At 33.0% G+C, this 16,544-nt stretch carries 15 protein-coding genes; 10 read left to right on the forward strand and 5 right to left on the reverse strand.

What is annotated here, in order from left to right; genetic code table 11:
* Positions 1-314: 314 nt before the first annotated feature.
* The 7 genes from rpsO to ACT3CE_RS10275 all read left to right on the forward strand — a co-directional run bounded on the left by rpsO (position 315) and on the right by ACT3CE_RS10275 (position 9,152).
* The gene (gene rpsO, locus ACT3CE_RS10245) at positions 315-584 is read left to right on the forward strand and encodes a 30S ribosomal protein S15 (protein ID WP_152734604.1); all 270 of its coding nucleotides are present in this window, start codon (positions 315-317) and stop codon (positions 582-584) included.
* A 103-nt stretch (positions 585-687) separates the two neighbouring features.
* A complete protein-coding gene (gene pnp, locus ACT3CE_RS10250; RefSeq protein ID WP_444709686.1) occupies positions 688-2,817 on the forward strand; it encodes a polyribonucleotide nucleotidyltransferase in 2,130 nt (709 codons plus the stop codon).
* A 92-nt stretch (positions 2,818-2,909) separates the two neighbouring features.
* Positions 2,910-3,404 (forward strand): hypothetical protein, encoded by a 495-nt coding sequence (locus ACT3CE_RS10255; protein ID WP_444709687.1) that lies wholly within the window; start codon positions 2,910-2,912, stop codon positions 3,402-3,404.
* An 81-nt stretch (positions 3,405-3,485) separates the two neighbouring features.
* Positions 3,486-5,603, forward strand: a complete 2,118-nt coding sequence (locus ACT3CE_RS10260) for a prolyl oligopeptidase family serine peptidase (RefSeq protein WP_444709688.1) — start codon at positions 3,486-3,488, stop codon at positions 5,601-5,603.
* Positions 5,604-5,743: 140 nt separating this feature from the next.
* Positions 5,744-6,379 carry a deoxynucleoside kinase gene (locus ACT3CE_RS10265; RefSeq protein ID WP_444709689.1) on the forward strand — a complete coding sequence of 212 codons (636 nt, stop codon included), beginning with the start codon at positions 5,744-5,746 and terminating at the stop codon, positions 6,377-6,379.
* A 113-nt stretch (positions 6,380-6,492) separates the two neighbouring features.
* Complete coding sequence (locus ACT3CE_RS10270) at positions 6,493-8,217, forward strand: tetratricopeptide repeat protein (protein ID WP_444709690.1); 1,725 nt, start codon at positions 6,493-6,495, stop codon at positions 8,215-8,217.
* Positions 8,218-8,345: 128 nt separating this feature from the next.
* On the forward strand, positions 8,346-9,152 hold the full coding sequence (locus ACT3CE_RS10275) for an ATP-binding protein (protein ID WP_444709691.1): 807 nt from the start codon (positions 8,346-8,348) through the stop codon (positions 9,150-9,152).
* Between the two features lie 2 nt (positions 9,153-9,154).
* Here the strand turns inward: ACT3CE_RS10275 and ACT3CE_RS10280 are convergent, their stop codons facing one another.
* The 3 genes from ACT3CE_RS10280 to ggt form a co-directional block, all read right to left on the reverse strand.
* A complete protein-coding gene (locus ACT3CE_RS10280; protein ID WP_444709692.1) occupies positions 9,155-9,691 on the reverse strand; it encodes an RNA methyltransferase in 537 nt (178 codons plus the stop codon).
* Between the two features lie 92 nt (positions 9,692-9,783).
* Complete coding sequence (locus tag ACT3CE_RS10285) at positions 9,784-11,073, reverse strand: arginine deiminase (protein WP_444709693.1); 1,290 nt, start codon at positions 11,071-11,073, stop codon at positions 9,784-9,786.
* Positions 11,074-11,299: 226 nt separating this feature from the next.
* Entirely contained in the window at positions 11,300-12,988 is a 1,689-nt protein-coding gene (gene ggt, locus ACT3CE_RS10290) for a gamma-glutamyltransferase (protein ID WP_444709694.1), read from the reverse strand.
* Positions 12,989-13,103: 115 nt separating this feature from the next.
* On the opposite strand from ggt, the gene ACT3CE_RS10295 reads away from it, so the two are divergent.
* A complete protein-coding gene (locus ACT3CE_RS10295) occupies positions 13,104-13,700 on the forward strand; it encodes a DUF4294 domain-containing protein (RefSeq protein WP_444709695.1) in 597 nt (198 codons plus the stop codon).
* Between the two features lie 38 nt (positions 13,701-13,738).
* Here the strand turns inward: ACT3CE_RS10295 and ACT3CE_RS10300 are convergent, their stop codons facing one another.
* Both ACT3CE_RS10300 and elbB read right to left on the reverse strand, forming a co-directional pair.
* The gene (locus ACT3CE_RS10300; RefSeq protein WP_444709696.1) at positions 13,739-14,287 is read right to left on the reverse strand and encodes a hypothetical protein; all 549 of its coding nucleotides are present in this window, start codon (positions 14,285-14,287) and stop codon (positions 13,739-13,741) included.
* A 60-nt stretch (positions 14,288-14,347) separates the two neighbouring features.
* Positions 14,348-15,001, reverse strand: coding sequence for an isoprenoid biosynthesis glyoxalase ElbB (gene elbB / locus ACT3CE_RS10305; RefSeq protein WP_444709697.1), 654 nt, complete (start codon positions 14,999-15,001; stop codon positions 14,348-14,350).
* 94 nt (positions 15,002-15,095) lie between these two features.
* Here elbB and thpR point away from each other — a divergent pair, with 94 nt between their 5' ends.
* Together thpR and ACT3CE_RS10315 are read left to right on the forward strand one after the other, a co-directional pair.
* Complete coding sequence (gene thpR, locus ACT3CE_RS10310) at positions 15,096-15,659, forward strand: RNA 2',3'-cyclic phosphodiesterase (protein ID WP_444709698.1); 564 nt, start codon at positions 15,096-15,098, stop codon at positions 15,657-15,659.
* A 74-nt stretch (positions 15,660-15,733) separates the two neighbouring features.
* Entirely contained in the window at positions 15,734-16,381 is a 648-nt protein-coding gene (locus ACT3CE_RS10315; RefSeq protein WP_444709699.1) for an MBL fold metallo-hydrolase, read from the forward strand.
* Positions 16,382-16,544 lie beyond the last annotated feature (163 nt).

The raw sequence follows: 16,544 nt of genomic DNA on the forward strand, positions 1-16,544 counted from the left end.
TAAGCTTGTTAGCGCCGATGGTACTGCCGAAAGGTGGGAGAGTAGGTCGACGCCAACCTTTAAAAGAGTCTTATTCTTTACGAATAAGACTCTTTTTTTTTGCTTTAGTTTGAAGTATTTTATTATAATCGCAGATTATTTAGTTACCATTAGTCGGGATAATTATTTCTATTTTAGAAACTGCTGAAAAATCATAATATGAATACATGTTTTTTTAGGATAATTATTGCTTTGTTTAAAATATTAGTTAATTTTGCAAATTGATTGTGAAGTGCAATCTTTATTAATATAATTATAAAATAAATAAAAGAATTATGTATTTATCAGCAGAAAAAAAGCAAGAGCTTTTCGAGAAGTACGGGAAGTCTAACAAAGATACTGGGACTGCAGAATCTCAAATCGCTTTGTTTTCTTACCGTATTGGTCATTTAACAGATCACCTAAAGAAAAATAGAAAAGATTACAGTACCCAACGTGCACTGCAATTGTTAGTAGGTAAAAGAAGAAATCTTCTTGATTACTTAAAAGCAAAAGATATTGAAAGATACAGAGCTATTATTAAAGCTTTAAATATTCGTAAATAATATCATATTAAAGCAATCCCGAGTGATCGGGATTGCTTTTTATATAATATAGCGACAGCTTGTTGCTTATCCAATAATATAGTGTGAATTTAACTACACAAAGATGAAAGTGATCGAAAAAATAATTGAATTAGGTGATGGAAGGTCCATCACAATTGAAACAGGAAAATTGGCAAAACAAGCTGATGGATCTGTTGTAGTAAAAATGGGTAAGACCATGTTGTTGGCTACAGTGGTATCGGCAAAAGATGCTAAGCCTGATGTGGATTTTATGCCTTTGTCGGTTGACTATAAAGAAAAATTTAGTGCACTTGGACGTTTCCCAGGTGGTTTTATGAAAAGAGAAGGTCGTCCTTCTGATTATGAGATTTTAGTATCTCGTTTGGTGGATCGTGCCTTACGTCCACTTTTCCCAGAAGATTATCATGCTGATACTTTTGTATCAATTAATTTAATCTCTGCTGATGCTGATACAATGCCAGATGCTCTTGCTGGTTTGGCTGCTTCTGCAGCACTTGCTGTATCAGATATTCCGGTTATGGAGCCAATTTCGGAAGTACGTGTTGCCAGAGTTGAAGGTGAAATGATGATTAACCCAACTCGTACTCAATTAGAAGTTGCAGATCTTGATATGATTGTTGCAGCTACTATGGAAAATATTATGATGGTTGAAGGTGAAATGGATGAAGTTTCAGAAGCAGAAATGCTTGATGCTATTAAATTTGCTCACGAAGCCATTAAAATTCAATGTCAAGCTCAAATTGAGTTGGCAGAAGCAGTAGGTTCAACTGTAAAAAGAGAATATTGTCATGAAACCAACGATGAAGAACTTCGTCAGTTAGTTGTTGATAAAACTTATGCTAAAGTTTTAGAAGTAGCAAGATTACAAAATCCTAACAAACATGAACGTTCTGATGCATTTGCAGCTGTAAAAGAAGAGTTTGTTACTGAATATTCAGAAGGTAAAGAAGATTCGGAAATTAATTTGTCATTAATCGGACGTTATTTTCATGATGTTGAGAAAGATGCAGTAAGAGAAATGGTATTGGAAGATCGTAAGCGTCTTGATGGTCGTAATACAGATCAAATTCGTCCGATCTGGTCTGAAATTGATTATCTGCCAGGAGCTCATGGATCAGCAGTATTTACCCGTGGTGAAACTCAATCATTAACCTCAGTTACCTTAGGAACTAAGTTAGACGAGAAGATTGTTGATGATGTTTTGTATAGAGGAAAAGAAAAATTTGTTCTTCACTATAATTTTCCTCCTTTCTCTACTGGAGATGCTCGTCCTTCGCGTGGTATTAGCCGTCGAGAAGTAGGACATGGTAACCTTGCATTTAGAGCTCTTAAAGGAATGATCCCTGCTGATTCACCTTATGCTATTCGTGTTGTTTCGGATATTTTGGAATCAAATGGTTCGTCATCAATGGCGACTGTATGTGCTGGTACGTTGGCTTTAATGGATGCAGGTATCCAAATTAAAAAGCCAGTTACAGGTATAGCAATGGGATTAATATCTACAGCAGGAGCTGAAAAATATGCTGTTCTTTCTGATATTTTAGGTGATGAAGATCACTTGGGAGATATGGACTTTAAAGTAACAGGAACTAGAGATGGTATTACTGCTACTCAAATGGATATTAAAGTAGATGGACTTCCTTATGAGGTATTGGCTCAGGCATTGAATCAAGCTCGTGAGGGACGTTTACATATTTTAGATAAAATTGCTGAGACTATTGAACAACCTCGTGAAGATCTTAAGCCTCATGCTCCAAGAATTGTGTCACTTTCTATTCCTAAGGATATGATTGGTGCTGTAATAGGACCAGGTGGTAAAATTATTCAGGAAATTCAGGAAACTTCGGGTGCAGTTATTGTTATTGAAGAAGTTGATGGACAAGGTGTTGTTGATATTTCAGCAGACAATAAAGAGGCAATTGATATTGCATTGGGTCGTATTAAAGGAATCACAGCTGTTCCTGAGGTAGGAACTATTTACAAAGGTAAAGTTAAGTCTATTGTGACTTTCGGTGCTTTTGTTGAAGTTCTTCCAGGAAAAGATGGTTTGCTTCATATTTCTGAAATCGAGCATCGCAGATTAAATACAGTCGATGAAGTATTGAAAGAAGGACAGGAAGTTGAAGTTAAATTGATCGATATCGATGCTAAATCGGGTAAATTAAAACTTTCCAGAAAAGCACTTTTACCAAAGCCAGAGAAAAAAGATTAATTATTTAGTTATTCTATATTTTAAAATCCCGGATTGGTTCCGGGATTTTTTTTTATAATAGCTGAATACTTAAATTAGCAAATCAAAAGAAATTGACAATGGAAGATACTTGGCTTAATAAAATTTCTAAAAAAGTAGATCAACAAGCACTGGAATTTATTTCGCTGCGCGATTATAGATTCTATCAGATCGAAAAAATAAAGAGAATTGCCGCTTTATTAGATAAGCAAACTTCTTGTTTAGACTGTAAATATGCAAAGGAAGAATTAGAGGCTATTGTTGATGATTTAGATCGATTGATTAATAAATCTGGAGTAAATCGAAGTGAATATGAAAAAAAGGTTGAAAAGCTTTTAAAACATTTAAAGGAAGAACATCAAGTTTATCAACAACATCATTTTACATATACTTATTCAGGAGTTTATATGTTGGCAGGTGTTGTTTTTGGACTTTTGTTGTCTTATGGTATGTTTTATGATTTTAATCCTACAATTTTCTTTTTATGTTCAGGCATTAGTCTTATTGTTGGAAATTTTTTAGGGTCTAAAAAGGACAAAGCTTGTAAGCGATCTGGTAAACAAATTTAGGATTTAAATATAGTATATTGTACATTAGATTAACAAGTTAAAATCTATGTACTACTTTCGTTAATTCTAAATTTTTACTACATGAAACATTTAATTTTGCCCATTGTAGCCTGCTTTATAGCAGGAGCTTGTTCAAATCCAAAAGAAAAAATGAATTATCCTTTATCAAAAAAAGTTGATACTGTTGATGTGTACTTTGGTACTGAAGTGCAGGATCCTTATCGTTGGCTTGAAGATGACAATTCGGAAGAAACCAAAAATTGGGTAATCTCTCAAAATAAGCTGACTGATTCTTATCTTAAACAAATCCCTTACAGAGAAAAAATTAATAAACGACTTACCGAAGTATGGAATTATCCTAAAGTTGGGGTTCCTTTTAAAAAAGGGGAGATGTATTTTCATTATCGCAATAATGGATTGCAAAATCAATATGTATTGTATGTTCAAAAATCATTGGACGATGAAGCTACAATTTTGCTTGATCCGAATACTTTATCGGATGATGGAACAGTTGCGCTTGCAGGAATTACTGTTTCTGAAGATAGTAAGTATCTAGCTTATAGAATTGCTCGTTCGGGTTCCGATTGGAACGAATTGTACATTCGTGATATTGCTACAGGTAATGATTTAGATGATCATTTAATGTGGTTAAAATTTACTGAAGTTTCCTGGTATAAAGATGGTTTTTTCTATTCTCGATACGATGCACCAGAAAAAGGAGGAGAATTGTCAAAATCCAATGAATTTCATAAAGTGTATTATCACAAGCTGGGAAATACACAGGAGCAAGATGAGTTGATTTACGAAAATTCAAAGTATCCAAAACGACTTTATGGAGTAGGAGTTACCGAAGACGAAAAATATTTAATTCTTTCTGAAATGGGAGCAAGTCATGGAAATGCTCTTTATTTTAAAGATTTATCAAAGAAATCTTCGGAGTTTACATTAATTACTGATGAAATTGAACTGGATCATAGTATTATTGATGATGTTGATGGTAAGTTATTAATGTACACTAATAATGGTGCACCTAAATATAAGCTTGTTGAAGTAGATGTAAATAAGCCAACTAAAGAGCATTGGAATATTCTTATTCCTGAAAAAGATAATGTTTTAAGTGGGGTTAAATTAGCGGGAGGTAAAATTGTAGCTTCTTATATGAAAGATGCTTACTCAAAAATAGAAATACTAAACTTAGATGGTACATTTAAATCTGATGTAGAATTGCCGGGTATTGGGACTGCGGGTAGTTTTTCTGGAAAAAAAGATGAGAATATTGCCTTTTATAGTTTCGAATCGTTTACCACTCCGGATATTGCCTATAAATACGATTTTACAAGTGGAAAATCAGAAATATTTTATCAGCCTGAAATAAATTTTAATCCAGATAATTTTGTAACGGAACAAAAGTTTTATATCAGTAAAGATGGAACTAAAATTCCAATGTTTATTATTCATAAGAAAGGAATAAAATTAGATGGAAATAATCCGTGTTTGTTATACGGTTATGGCGGATTTAATGTAAGTCTTACCCCTTATTTTACCCCAAGAAGATTGGTTTGGCTTGAAAATGGTGGAATTTATGTAGTTGCGAACTTGAGAGGTGGTGGAGAGTATGGAGAAGATTGGCATCAGGCAGGAACTAAGATGAATAAACAAAATGTATTTGACGATTGTATTTCTGCAGCAGAGTATTTGATCGAAAATAAGTATACTAAACCCGATAAACTTGCCTTAAAAGGAGGGTCGAATGGAGGTCTTCTTGTGGGAGCGGTTATTAATCAACGACCCGATCTATTTAAAGTAGCCATACCCGAAGTTGGAGTTATGGACATGTTGCGATATCATAAGTTTACAATTGGTTGGGCCTGGGCAGGCGATTATGGTACTAGTGCCGATAATAAAGATATGTTTAATTATTTATTAAACTATTCGCCAGTTCATAATATTAAGGATATTAATTATCCTGCCATAATGGTAACTACAGCTGATCATGATGATCGTGTTGTTCCAGCTCACTCATTTAAATATATTGCTACTTTACAAGAAAAATATTCATGCAATAATCCTGTACTTATACGGATTGAGTTTAAAGCAGGACATGGAGGTGGAATGCCAACATCAAAACAAATTGAGGAATACACTGATATTTGGTCTTTTATTTTTTACAATATGGAAATATTACCTGATTTTAATTAGTCGATAAATTAAGAATTTAATCAAAGAGAAGTCATTGTTGAATATTTTATTAGCAATGGCTTCTCCTTTTTTTAAAAAAAGACTGATATTTGTGCCTCATTTTCTATTTTTATGTCTCCAAAACCGAAACTTGTTTTTTAATGGATTATAACTTTATTGTAATTGAAGGAAATATTGGTGCAGGTAAAACTACGCTTACTAATAAAATAGCTAAAGAATGTAATGCTAAACTGATATTGGAGCAGTTTGCAGAGAATCCTTTTTTACCAAAATTTTATAAGGATCCCGAAAAGTACTCCTTTCCTTTAGAAATGTCATTTCTTGCAGATAGATATAATCAGTTAAAAAAAGAATTAAGCGAACGCGATTTATTTAAATCTTTTACCATTTCGGATTATTATTTCATGAAGTCTCTTATTTTTTCGAAACAGACGCTTCAGAACGATGAGTATTCTTTATACCGTCAATTTTTTCATATTATTTACAATTCTCTTCCTAAACCAGATTTGTATGTTTATTTACATTCGAATACTGAAAAATTATTGAATAATATAAAAAATAGAGGACGAGAATATGAACAAAAAATATCAGCAGATTACCTATCTAAAATACAGGAAAGTTATTTTGAATTTTTTAAGCAACAGCAAGATTTAAAATTTTTAGTTATTGATACTAACAACATTGACTTTGTTAACAACAGAGAAGATTATAGAAAGGTAAAAGATTGCATATTTAATGCTGAATGTAAAATGGGACTTAATAGAATTATTCTCTGAAAGGCCCGAATATTAAATAAAAAGACTGAATAAATTTAATTTGCATAAAATTTTCTTAAATTTGTTTCTAAACTGGATTAGAATTTTTAAAGTTAAATAATTAAGTAGTTGTTATGAAAAGATCAAAGGTTATTTCCTTAGCTTCTTTAGCGTTAGCTGGTGTTGTACTTACGAGTTGTGCCGGGTTAAATAAAATGAAGAAAGAAGCAAGTAACATCAAGTATCAGGTAACTCCTGAAGTTTTAGAAGCTCACGCTGATATGGTTGATGTAAAAGTTACTGTAAACATTCCTGCAAAGTATTTTAATAAGAATGTAGTTGTTGTGGCAACTCCAGTTCTTAAATTCGAAGGTGGCGAAAAAGCTTTCCCTTCTAAAACTTTACAAGGTGAAAAAGTTCAGGGAAACAATACTGTCGTTCCTTTTGAAACAGGTAAAACAATCTCTTATACAGGGAAAATTCCTTACGAGCAAGCGATGAGAATTTCTGACCTTGAAGTAAGAATGGTTGGTAGTAAAGGTGAAAAATCTGTTGATTTTGACCCATATAAAATTGCCGATGGTGTTGTAGCTACTGCTACTTTAGTTCAAAACACTCCTCGTAATATTGTAGGAAAAGATGCTTTCCAAAGAATCATTCCTGAAACTCAGGAAGCAGATCTTCATTACCTAATCAACAGTTCTCAGGTTCGTTGGTCAGAAATGAAAGCTGAAGATGTGAAAGCGTTAAAAGCTTATTTAGATGCTGTAAAAGCTGATGATAAGAAAGAATATAAAGGTGTAGAAGTTTCGGCTTATGCTTCTCCTGATGGAAAACAGGACTGGAATGAGAAATTAGCTGGAAAACGTGAAGTTTCTTCTTCTAAATACATCAAGAAAGAAATGAAGAGAGCTAAAATGGCTGAATATGCTGCTGAAGATTTCTTCAAATCAAAAGTTACTCCAGAAGACTGGGAAGGTTTCCAAAAATTAATGAAAGCTTCTAACATTCAAGATAAAGAATTAATTCTACGTGTTCTTTCTATGTACTCAGATCCTGAAGTACGCGAAAAAGAAATTAGAAATATTTCTGCTGCTTTTGATGAAGTGAAAAAAGAAGTGCTTCCTAAATTAAGAAGATCTAAGTTTAGTGTAAATGTTGATCTTATTGGAAAAACAGATGCTGAATTGAAAGATCTAGGAATGAACAATCCATCAGAATTAAACGTTGAAGAATTACTTTATTCTGCAACTTTAGTTGATTCTGCTGATGATAAATTAAAAATTTACGAAGTTGCTAAAAAGCAATTCTCTAAAGACTGGAGAGGTTATAACGATGCAGGTATGATTTTATTCGGAATGAATAAAGTTGCTGATGCTAAGTCTAACTTCGAGCAAGCAGATAAATTATCAGCTAAAAACCCAGTTGTTAAAAATAACTTGGGAGCTGTTGAACTAGTAAACGGTAATGTTGCTGAAGCAGAAGTTCTTTTTGGAGCTGCTACAGGTGCTGGTAAAGAAGTAAACTATAACCAAGGTATTGTTGCAGTTAAAAAAGCTGAGTACGATACTGCTGTTAAACATTTTGGTGAGTGTAACGGTGTAAATGCTGCTTTAGCTAACATTCTTGATGAAAAATACAATGTTGCTCTTGATAAGCTAAATGCTAATACTACTGATGCAGCTATGGTTTACTATTTGAAAGCTGTAGTTGGTGCAAGAACTGCAAACAACAATTTAGTTTTCACTAATCTTGAAACTGCTGTTGCTAAAGATGCTTCCTTAAAAGCTGCTGCAAAAACAGATATGGAATTTGCAAAAGTTTTTGAAGATGCAAAATTCAAAGCTATCGTTGAGTAATTGATAATACGATATATGTTTAAAAGCGATCCTTTAAGGATCGCTTTTTTTATGTTATTAGGCTAAAATATATGGCGATTTTTTTATCTTAGTCCATTCTGTTAAAAGACAATAAAATTATGGAAACGATGGAAATTAATATTCCGCATAAAGTCACTAATAATTTTCAATCATTGGTTTTTTTTATTGATACAAATGAAAAAACCAGAAAATGTTATGCAGATGAGATTATTCTAAATTTTGCTGAAACCAAAGTTTTTGAATCTAACCTGTTTTCTATTCTTGGGTGCTTAATAGCCAATTGGGAGAAGAGGAAAAACAAAGTTCGTTTGCTTAATATTCAGGAATCGATTTCCAATCTTTTTTATACCAAGAAATTAGTAAGAGGAGGTACCCGTAAGTTTCTATGGAAGCATTTAATAAAATGTCAGTATTTTGGTAGTTCTGATGAAGAAGTTTTGTTAGAATATTTAGAAACAAAGATTTTTCCGGAAAGGCCAGGTATTATCCTAAATCAACAACTAAAAATGGCAATTCAACTTTGCGTTGCCGAAGTTTTTAGAAATGCGTTTGTGCATGGTGTGTGTAGAGAAGTTTTTATTGCGCATTACTTTTCGGTATATAATCAGAAGCTTTTTGTAAGTATTGTTTGCAAAGGAAAATCTATTAAGGATACCATAAAAGATAAAGAATATGGAAGAAATGGTACCTCTGCAATTGAATGGGCTGTTAAAAGTGAAACAAGCTCTAAGACTAAACAAAATGGCATGGGTTTATTTACTATTCGACAGTTTATTGAACAGAATCAAGGAAAAATTCAAATCCTTTCGGATAATGGTGTCTGGAAACAGGTAAAACACCGGGTTTTTTCTAAAATGACAGAAAAAGCATTTCCCGGTACTGTAGTAACCTTAGAGTTTAATCTTAAAGAATAAGTTTATTGATGATAGTTTAGCTTTGAGAATAGATCCCACAGCACAATACCACAACTTACTGATATATTAAAAGAGTGTTTTGTTCCAAATTGCGGAATTTCTATACATCCATCCGAGGAATCAACAATATTTTGTTGAACACCTTTTACTTCATTGCCAAAAATAAGAGCATACTTTTGATCTGAGTTCGTCTCAAAATTTTCAAGAGAAATACTATTTTCCGCTTGTTCTACAGAATAAATTTTAAAATCAATTTCTTTGAGTTTACGAACAGCATCTTCGGTGTTTTTAAAATATTCCCACTGAACCGAATCTTCAGCTCCTAAAGCGGTTTTATGTAATTCTCTGTGTGGAGGAGTTGCCGTAATACCACATAAATAAACAGCCTCGATTAGTAAAGCATCGGAAGTGCGAAAAACTGAACCAATATTGTTTAAACTTCTTACATTATCTAAAACAATAATAATAGGAGTTTTTTTCGATTGCTTAAATTCTTCAATGCTTTTGCGATCTAATTCGCTGTTTTTTAATTTTCTCATAACAAACTTTACTTGTGGAAATTTAATTCTGCACAAAAATAAAAAAAAGGAATCTGAATGAGATTCCTTTATGATATATTTTCTGATTTTCTTTACCAATTTACAGGTTTGCGACGAACTGGCATTGTCATACAACGAGCGCCACCTCCACCTCTTGGTAATTCTGAGCCTTCAATGGTAATGGCATATTTTTCGTAATCAGAAATTTCTACTTTGTGACGAATAATATCTTTTGCACGTAAAATTTCAAATCCATTTTTGTTCATTTCTTCCAGAGTATGAATATTTCTGGCATAACCTATAACTTTACCCGGACCAACAGCAAAAAAGTTGGCTCCACTATGCCATTGTTCTCTTTCCTGGTTCCAAGGATCACCATTACCACCGCAGTAAATAGGCTTTAAATCCATGCCTAATTTTTTTAAGGCTTCGAGTAAGTTATTCTCATGTTTGATATTTACTACTTTACCATTCTCAATAATAATGTGAACAGTTTGGTATTTGTTTGGTCGAAGAATTAATGGTTCGTAAACCATACATTTATCCACATCTAGTAGTGTAAATACCATGTCCAAATGGATAAAAGATTCTGGTTGGCTTGGTAATTCCTGAACCAGAATATGGCGTTGTTTTTTTTCTTTCTGAGATAGTAATTGAGTTAAAATGAAATCGATTCCCTGAGTAGATGTTCTTGTTCCATTTCCAATTACCAAAATATCATCACGAGCAATTAGAACATCACCACCTTCTATCATACAGTTTGGATCAACAACTTTCTTATCAATTGCGTTTACTGTTTTGGTTTTAAATTCGGGTGTGTAATCAAAAATTGCCTGCATAATTAATGATTCACGATCGCGTACACCATTAGCCATTTTTCCAATTAATACTTCATCGAGAACAGAAATAGAAGCATCACGTGTAAAGAAAAAATTGTGCAAAGGGCGCATTGCATATCGCTCCTTACTAAGAAACTTGGTTAGATTATCAGCTTTAAGCGGAACTCCTTCGATAAGTAATTTCGCAAGTTCAACAGGTTCCTGATCCAATAAAAAATCCTTAATGCAATAAGTGTTTCCTTTTACACCTACCTGAGGTTCCATTTGACAAACTTTATCAATAATATTTTCTTTGGCTTTATTGTTTGTTAATACATTAGCCAATAGATCAGTTACTTGGTAAGTTTGTGAAATTTCGCCTAGCACACCGCTAAGTTGTTTGTATTCTTCTTTTGCGACAGCAAGGTTCAAAATATCACTATAAAGTGCTCTTTCGGCATTGCCAGGAGTCATATTTTCAACTTCTGAACCTGGAGTGTGAAGGATAACTCCTTCTAATTCACCAATTTCTGATCTAACATTTAATTCTACATACTTAGTCATGCCTCTTACGTTATCTCTTGTTATTTAATGTTGTTTGTTGTAATAAATATTGCGTTTGTAATTTGCAAAAGAAAGAAAATTTTGGACTTTAAGAAAGAATTGTGTTAAGTAAATTTTAATTTTTATAAAAAGAGCTTAAATCCTTTAAAATATAACCAAATATGCAATATCTATATCGATGCTTAATGGAGTGTGATATGTTAAATATATTAGTTTAATTTAGGATTTAATATCCGGCAGACTGACCATCTTTTCTTGATTCAGATGCCCCAAAGTAGACTCCTTTTTGTTCATCCCACATAATTGCCTGATATCCTCCATAACCGCCGGCAGCATATTTAATTCTATGTCCTTTTTGTAAAAGTGCACGTATTTCCTGATAGGAAAATCCACTTTCCAGATTTAACCAACCCCCATCTGTCATTTTTTCGCCAGTTGGTTGCGACGATCCTTCATGTCGAACTCGTGGAGCATCTCCTGCTTCCTGCAGATTCATTCCAAAATCAATTAAATTAACAACGATCTGAGCATGTCCCTGAGGTTGCATCGATCCACCCATTAATCCGAAGCTGATATATGGTTTTCCGGCTTTGGTAATAAAAGCTGGAATAATTGTATGAAAAGGTCGCTTGCCAGGTTCGTATACATTTGCATGCCCTTCCTGCAGACTAAAAAGTTCACCTCTATCTTGTAATACAAAGCCTAAAGAATCTGGAGTCATGCCCGATCCCATTCCGCGATAATTACTCTGAATTAAAGATACCATGTTGCCTTCTTTATCGGCTACAGTCATATATATTGTGTTGCCTTGTTCCAGTTCACCTGCATCGTATTTTTTTGATGCCTGATTGGGATTTATTAATTGATTTCTTTTTTGTGCATATTCGTTTGATACTAGCTGGCGAATAGGAATATCCGAAAAATCGGGATCACCATAGAATTTGGCTCTGTCTTCGAAAGCTAACTTTTTAGTCTCAACAAAAGTGTGAATGTAATCGGCGCTGCCAAAGCCCATTTTTGAGATATCATTATATTTTAGAATGTTTAAAATTTGTAATGCCGCAGTTCCCTGACCATTAGGAGGCAGTTCCCAAATTTCATAACCACGATAGTTAATAGAGATAGGATCAACCCATTCCGATTTGTGAGCAGCTAAATCTTCGTAAGAAAGAAATCCGCCTTGTTCTTTAATGTATTTCGCTATCGTTTTTGCAATATCGCCTTTGTAGAAGGCATCGCGACCACCTTTTGCTATTTTTTCGTAGGTATTTGCAAGGTAAGGGTTTTTAAAAATTTCACCTTTTTGTGGCATTTTACCATTGGGCATATACGTTTCGGCAAAGCCTTTGTATTTTTTTAATCGATTCGCACTTGCGTTCATATAATAGGCGATTAACTCGCTAACAGGAAAACCATTTTTTGCATACTGAATAGCAGGGGCAAGAATTTTATTCATTTCCATTTTTCCAAATCTCTCGTGAAGGGTAAACCAACCATCAACGCAGCCGGGAACTGATACTGGGAGTGGTCCAAAAGAAGGAATTTTACCATTTGTATTTTGTTTTAGGTAATCTAGACTTAAAGATTTTGGAGACCTTCCGCTACCATTTAAGCCATAAAGTTTCTGGGATTTTGCATCCCAAATAATTATAAAAATATCTCCACCAATACCACTTCCGGTAGGTTCCATTAAACCTAAAGTTGCATTTGCAGCAATTGCTGCATCAACTGCATTGCCACCCGATTTTAAAATATCTAAAGCTACCTGGGTGGCTAAAGGCTGACTGGTACATGCCATTCCATTTTGAGCAATTACCTCCGATCGTGTAGCAAAGTTAAATCCGGTTACTCTATCCTGAGCATTTGCCCAAGTGGATAAGGTAATTAAAAGAAAAATTGGAAAAAATTTTTTCATAGTATTTGATTTTAGGAAGTTCCCTTAAAGATAGAAAGTTTAACTTTGATTGGTGTATATGAATTGCTGTTTTAAAATAGGACTTTTTATTATTCTGGAATTTTGCTTTTTGGATATGGCAGAAGCAGAGATTTTGCGTGAATTTGAATCTTTTACAAATAGAGATACTGTTGTTTTTGCTGATACCAATTTGCATGTAAATTTAGATGAAGTTAAAATTACATTTTACAAGAGGAAAAAAAGAAAGCATTATCGAAGCACTCGTAAATACTGGCGGATGGTTAGAAATATCAGAATCGTTTATCCTTATGCCGAAGCAGCAAATAAAACGATTACAGATCTTAACCTTCAGTTGACAGGGCTTACTACTAAAAAAGAAAGGCGAAGATTAATTCGTAAGGAGTACAAAGGTTTAATGAAGGAATATAAGAAGCCTTTAATGAAGTTGAAGATCTCCCAAGGAAAACTTTTGATGAGATTGATTGATCGTGAAACGGGTAATAGCAGTTATCGGCATTTAAAAGAGTTGAAAGGATCTTTTACGGCTGTATTTTGGCAGTCGATAGCGGTAATGTTTGGTTCTTCGCTTAAAGCAAAATATGACCCACAAGGGGATGATTGGATGGTAGAAGAAATTTTAGATAGAATGAAAAGGCGTGAAATAAAACCTCCGGGAAAATTATCGCCAGTTAAAATAGAGTTAAATAAGTAGAAGAGTAAATAAAGAAAATTTGTTACCCAAGATAAAGTCTATTCTAAATATTTGTAAATTTTATCGTCGAATAGTTCTGATTTTTCAATGTATTCAGTAAATTTTTTACGATTTAAATCTGCATGTGATTTTACGATCTCAAAATTTTCTTCTCGTTCTAATTCTATACTCATTCTGTATTTGTTCATAAGAATTTCGGTTTTTGTTTCCCACGAATAATAAAAATTAAGCATGTATTTAACAACAAAGCTTAAAATAAGACTAAAAAGTAAAAGAGTTAGGTGACTCATGGCTAGGTTTAGTACCAAAGGGAGTAGCATTAAAAAAATTGGAATACTTGCTGCTGAGCAACAAATTCCAATTACCAGATTATTGTAATATCTAGAAAAATGAGCAATCTTTTTTTTCGTGTACGTATAAAATACAAGCCAGTGAATAAATAAATTGAGAGTTAAAGAATAAAATAAAATGGCAACTTCTGGAGCTGAATTAAGGCTAAAAAATAAAGCTATAAATAAAAATAAATTGGAAAGAATAAAAGGGTAGATGTGATTTTCACCAGCATCTTTTGTGTTGCGATTTTTCATAAATGGGAATTTAATATGTTGGCTTATAGAAAAGAACTAAAAGCCAACATCAAATAATTTTTACAAATCCATAATGGCTTTTACTAAATTTTCGGCTCCTTCTCCAACGTCAGCTATGCTCGAGTCTAACATATAGCAGGGGGTAGTTACAATTTTATTTTCTTTATCAATAACAATTTCTCCATGCTTGGTGTTTATATGTGTTGCACCAAGCGAACTAATGGCTTTAGCGGTTTCTTCATCTTGTCCGATACTTAGCTTAACATTTCCCAAAACCTTTGCGATTAAAGCAGGAGAAATACAAAGTGCTCCAATGGGTTTTTTTGCTAAATGCATTGCTTTTATAGCAGTTTTTACATCAGTATTAACTGAGCAATTAGGACCATCGAAAGCAAATGTGCATAAATTTTTGGCAACACCAAATCCTCCAGGAAAAAGAATTGCATCATACTCTTCGAATTTAAATTCTTTTAGATTTTTAATATTTCCACGAGCAATTCGAGCCGATTCAACCAATACATTTCTTTTTTCCGACATTTCCTCTCCAGTAATATGATTAATTACGTGATACTGATCGATATCGGGAGCAAAAATTTGATATTCACCACCATTTTTTGAGATGGCGTACATAGCTAAAGTACTTTCATGAATTTCAGATCCGTCGTATACACCCGAGCCAGCAAGAACAACAGCAAACTTTTTTTTTGAATTCATTTTGATATGATTTAGTTTTAAGAAACATGATTTAATGATAAAACATTCGTGGGTTTGATCTTAAAATGATCTAATAAAATAGAAAATACTAGTTATGACAACACAGCGAATATTCATAGCAATAAAGATAGCCAATACAGATCAAATTAGTAAGATTTTTCGAGAAGTTAAGTACGATTTAAAAGATGAATGTATTAAGTGGGTAGATAAAAATACTTTGCACATTACTCTTAGCTTTTTAGGCGATACTGATATTAAGAAAATTCCTGAAATTAAAAATGGTTTATTATTAGCGGCCGAAAATATCTTTCCTTTTACAATTCAATTGAAATCATTAGGAGCTTTTCCAACAATAGAAAGTCCTAAAGTTCTGTGGATTGGAATAGATGATGCCCTGAAAATTTATGAATTAAGAAATAGAATAACAGAACAACTTAAGTATATTATAAATGAAAAAGATGCGAGGTTTTTACCGCATATTACCATAGGTAGGATAAAATTTGGGGTGAAAAATCATAAAAAAGTGAGTAATATTTTAAATGGATATGAATATTCTAAATTCGATAAATTTTACATACAAGAATTTGTATTAATGGAAAGTAAGTTGACAAAATATGGTCCAGTTTATAAGGTGATAGAAAAATTTGATCTAAAATAGAGACATGAAAAGATGTTTTGACTTTTCTACTTACAGAAGAAGATGTAAATTTGAACTACAAAAAATAAACAGATATGATTACGATAGAAACTTTAGTGTTTAATCACTGGCAGGAAAATACTTATATATTACATGACGAAACAAAAGAAGCAGTCTTGATAGATTGTGGAGTTTTTTTTGATGATGAAGGTAAAAAACTAATCGACTTTGTAGAGAAAAAAGGCTTAAAACTTGTTAAGCAGTTAAATACACATTTACATATCGATCATGTTCTGGGAAATCAGTTCATGAAAGATCAGTTTGGATTGTTAACCGAAGCTCATAAAGATGATGAATTTTTATTAGCCGAAGCTCCTAATTATGGTGTTCGATTAGGTCTTGAGAATGTTGTTGAGCCGCCTCCAATCGGAAAAGCTATTAAAGAAGGAGATGTTATAAAATTTGGGAATTCACAATTAAAGGTATTGCATGTACCAGGGCATTCGCCAGGACATGTGGTTTTTTATAACGAAGAACAAAAATTTGTGATTGCCGGTGATGTAATTTTTCGCGAAAGCATTGGACGAACCGACCTTCCTTATGGAAATTATGAACAGTTGATTGAAGGCATAAAAACAAAGCTTCTTTCTTTAGAAGATAGTGTTGAAGTTTATCCAGGACACGGTCCAGCTACATCAATTGGTCACGAAAGAATCAACAATGTGTTTTTAAAAGGACTATAATTTAAAAGTTTAAACCTCTTCGAACAGAAGAGGTTTTTTTATTAGAAATAAATAAAACACATGTTGATTTTTACAAAACAAATTATGAAAAAATAGGTAAATGTAAACATGATAAATATCATCTTTATATGTATTTATAAAACAGGAAGTTAGATGTGGTATT

The organism is Marinifilum sp. RC60d5, assembly GCF_052400665.1.
GTDB lineage: Bacteria > Bacteroidota > Bacteroidia > Bacteroidales > Marinifilaceae > JBQTGK01.

Coding starts and splice junctions, on each gene's coding strand:
- ACT3CE_RS10295 (WP_444709695.1), top strand. CDS start 13,104: ATGGCAGAAGCAGAGATTTTGCGTGAATTTGAATCTTTTACAAATAGA.
- ACT3CE_RS10275 (WP_444709691.1), top strand. CDS start 8,346: ATGGAAATTAATATTCCGCATAAAGTCACTAATAATTTTCAATCATTG.
- ACT3CE_RS10315 (WP_444709699.1), top strand. CDS start 15,734: ATGATTACGATAGAAACTTTAGTGTTTAATCACTGGCAGGAAAATACT.
- ACT3CE_RS10280 (WP_444709692.1), bottom strand. CDS start 9,691: ATGAGAAAATTAAAAAACAGCGAATTAGATCGCAAAAGCATTGAAGAA.
- ACT3CE_RS10265 (WP_444709689.1), top strand. CDS start 5,744: ATGGATTATAACTTTATTGTAATTGAAGGAAATATTGGTGCAGGTAAA.
- ACT3CE_RS10260 (WP_444709688.1), top strand. CDS start 3,486: ATGAAACATTTAATTTTGCCCATTGTAGCCTGCTTTATAGCAGGAGCT.
- ACT3CE_RS10300 (WP_444709696.1), bottom strand. CDS start 14,287: ATGAAAAATCGCAACACAAAAGATGCTGGTGAAAATCACATCTACCCT.
- thpR (WP_444709698.1), top strand. CDS start 15,096: ATGACAACACAGCGAATATTCATAGCAATAAAGATAGCCAATACAGAT.
- ACT3CE_RS10270 (WP_444709690.1), top strand. CDS start 6,493: ATGAAAAGATCAAAGGTTATTTCCTTAGCTTCTTTAGCGTTAGCTGGT.
- ACT3CE_RS10285 (WP_444709693.1), bottom strand. CDS start 11,073: ATGACTAAGTATGTAGAATTAAATGTTAGATCAGAAATTGGTGAATTA.
- pnp (WP_444709686.1), top strand. CDS start 688: ATGAAAGTGATCGAAAAAATAATTGAATTAGGTGATGGAAGGTCCATC.
- rpsO (WP_152734604.1), top strand. CDS start 315: ATGTATTTATCAGCAGAAAAAAAGCAAGAGCTTTTCGAGAAGTACGGG.
- ggt (WP_444709694.1), bottom strand. CDS start 12,988: ATGAAAAAATTTTTTCCAATTTTTCTTTTAATTACCTTATCCACTTGG.
- elbB (WP_444709697.1), bottom strand. CDS start 15,001: ATGAATTCAAAAAAAAAGTTTGCTGTTGTTCTTGCTGGCTCGGGTGTA.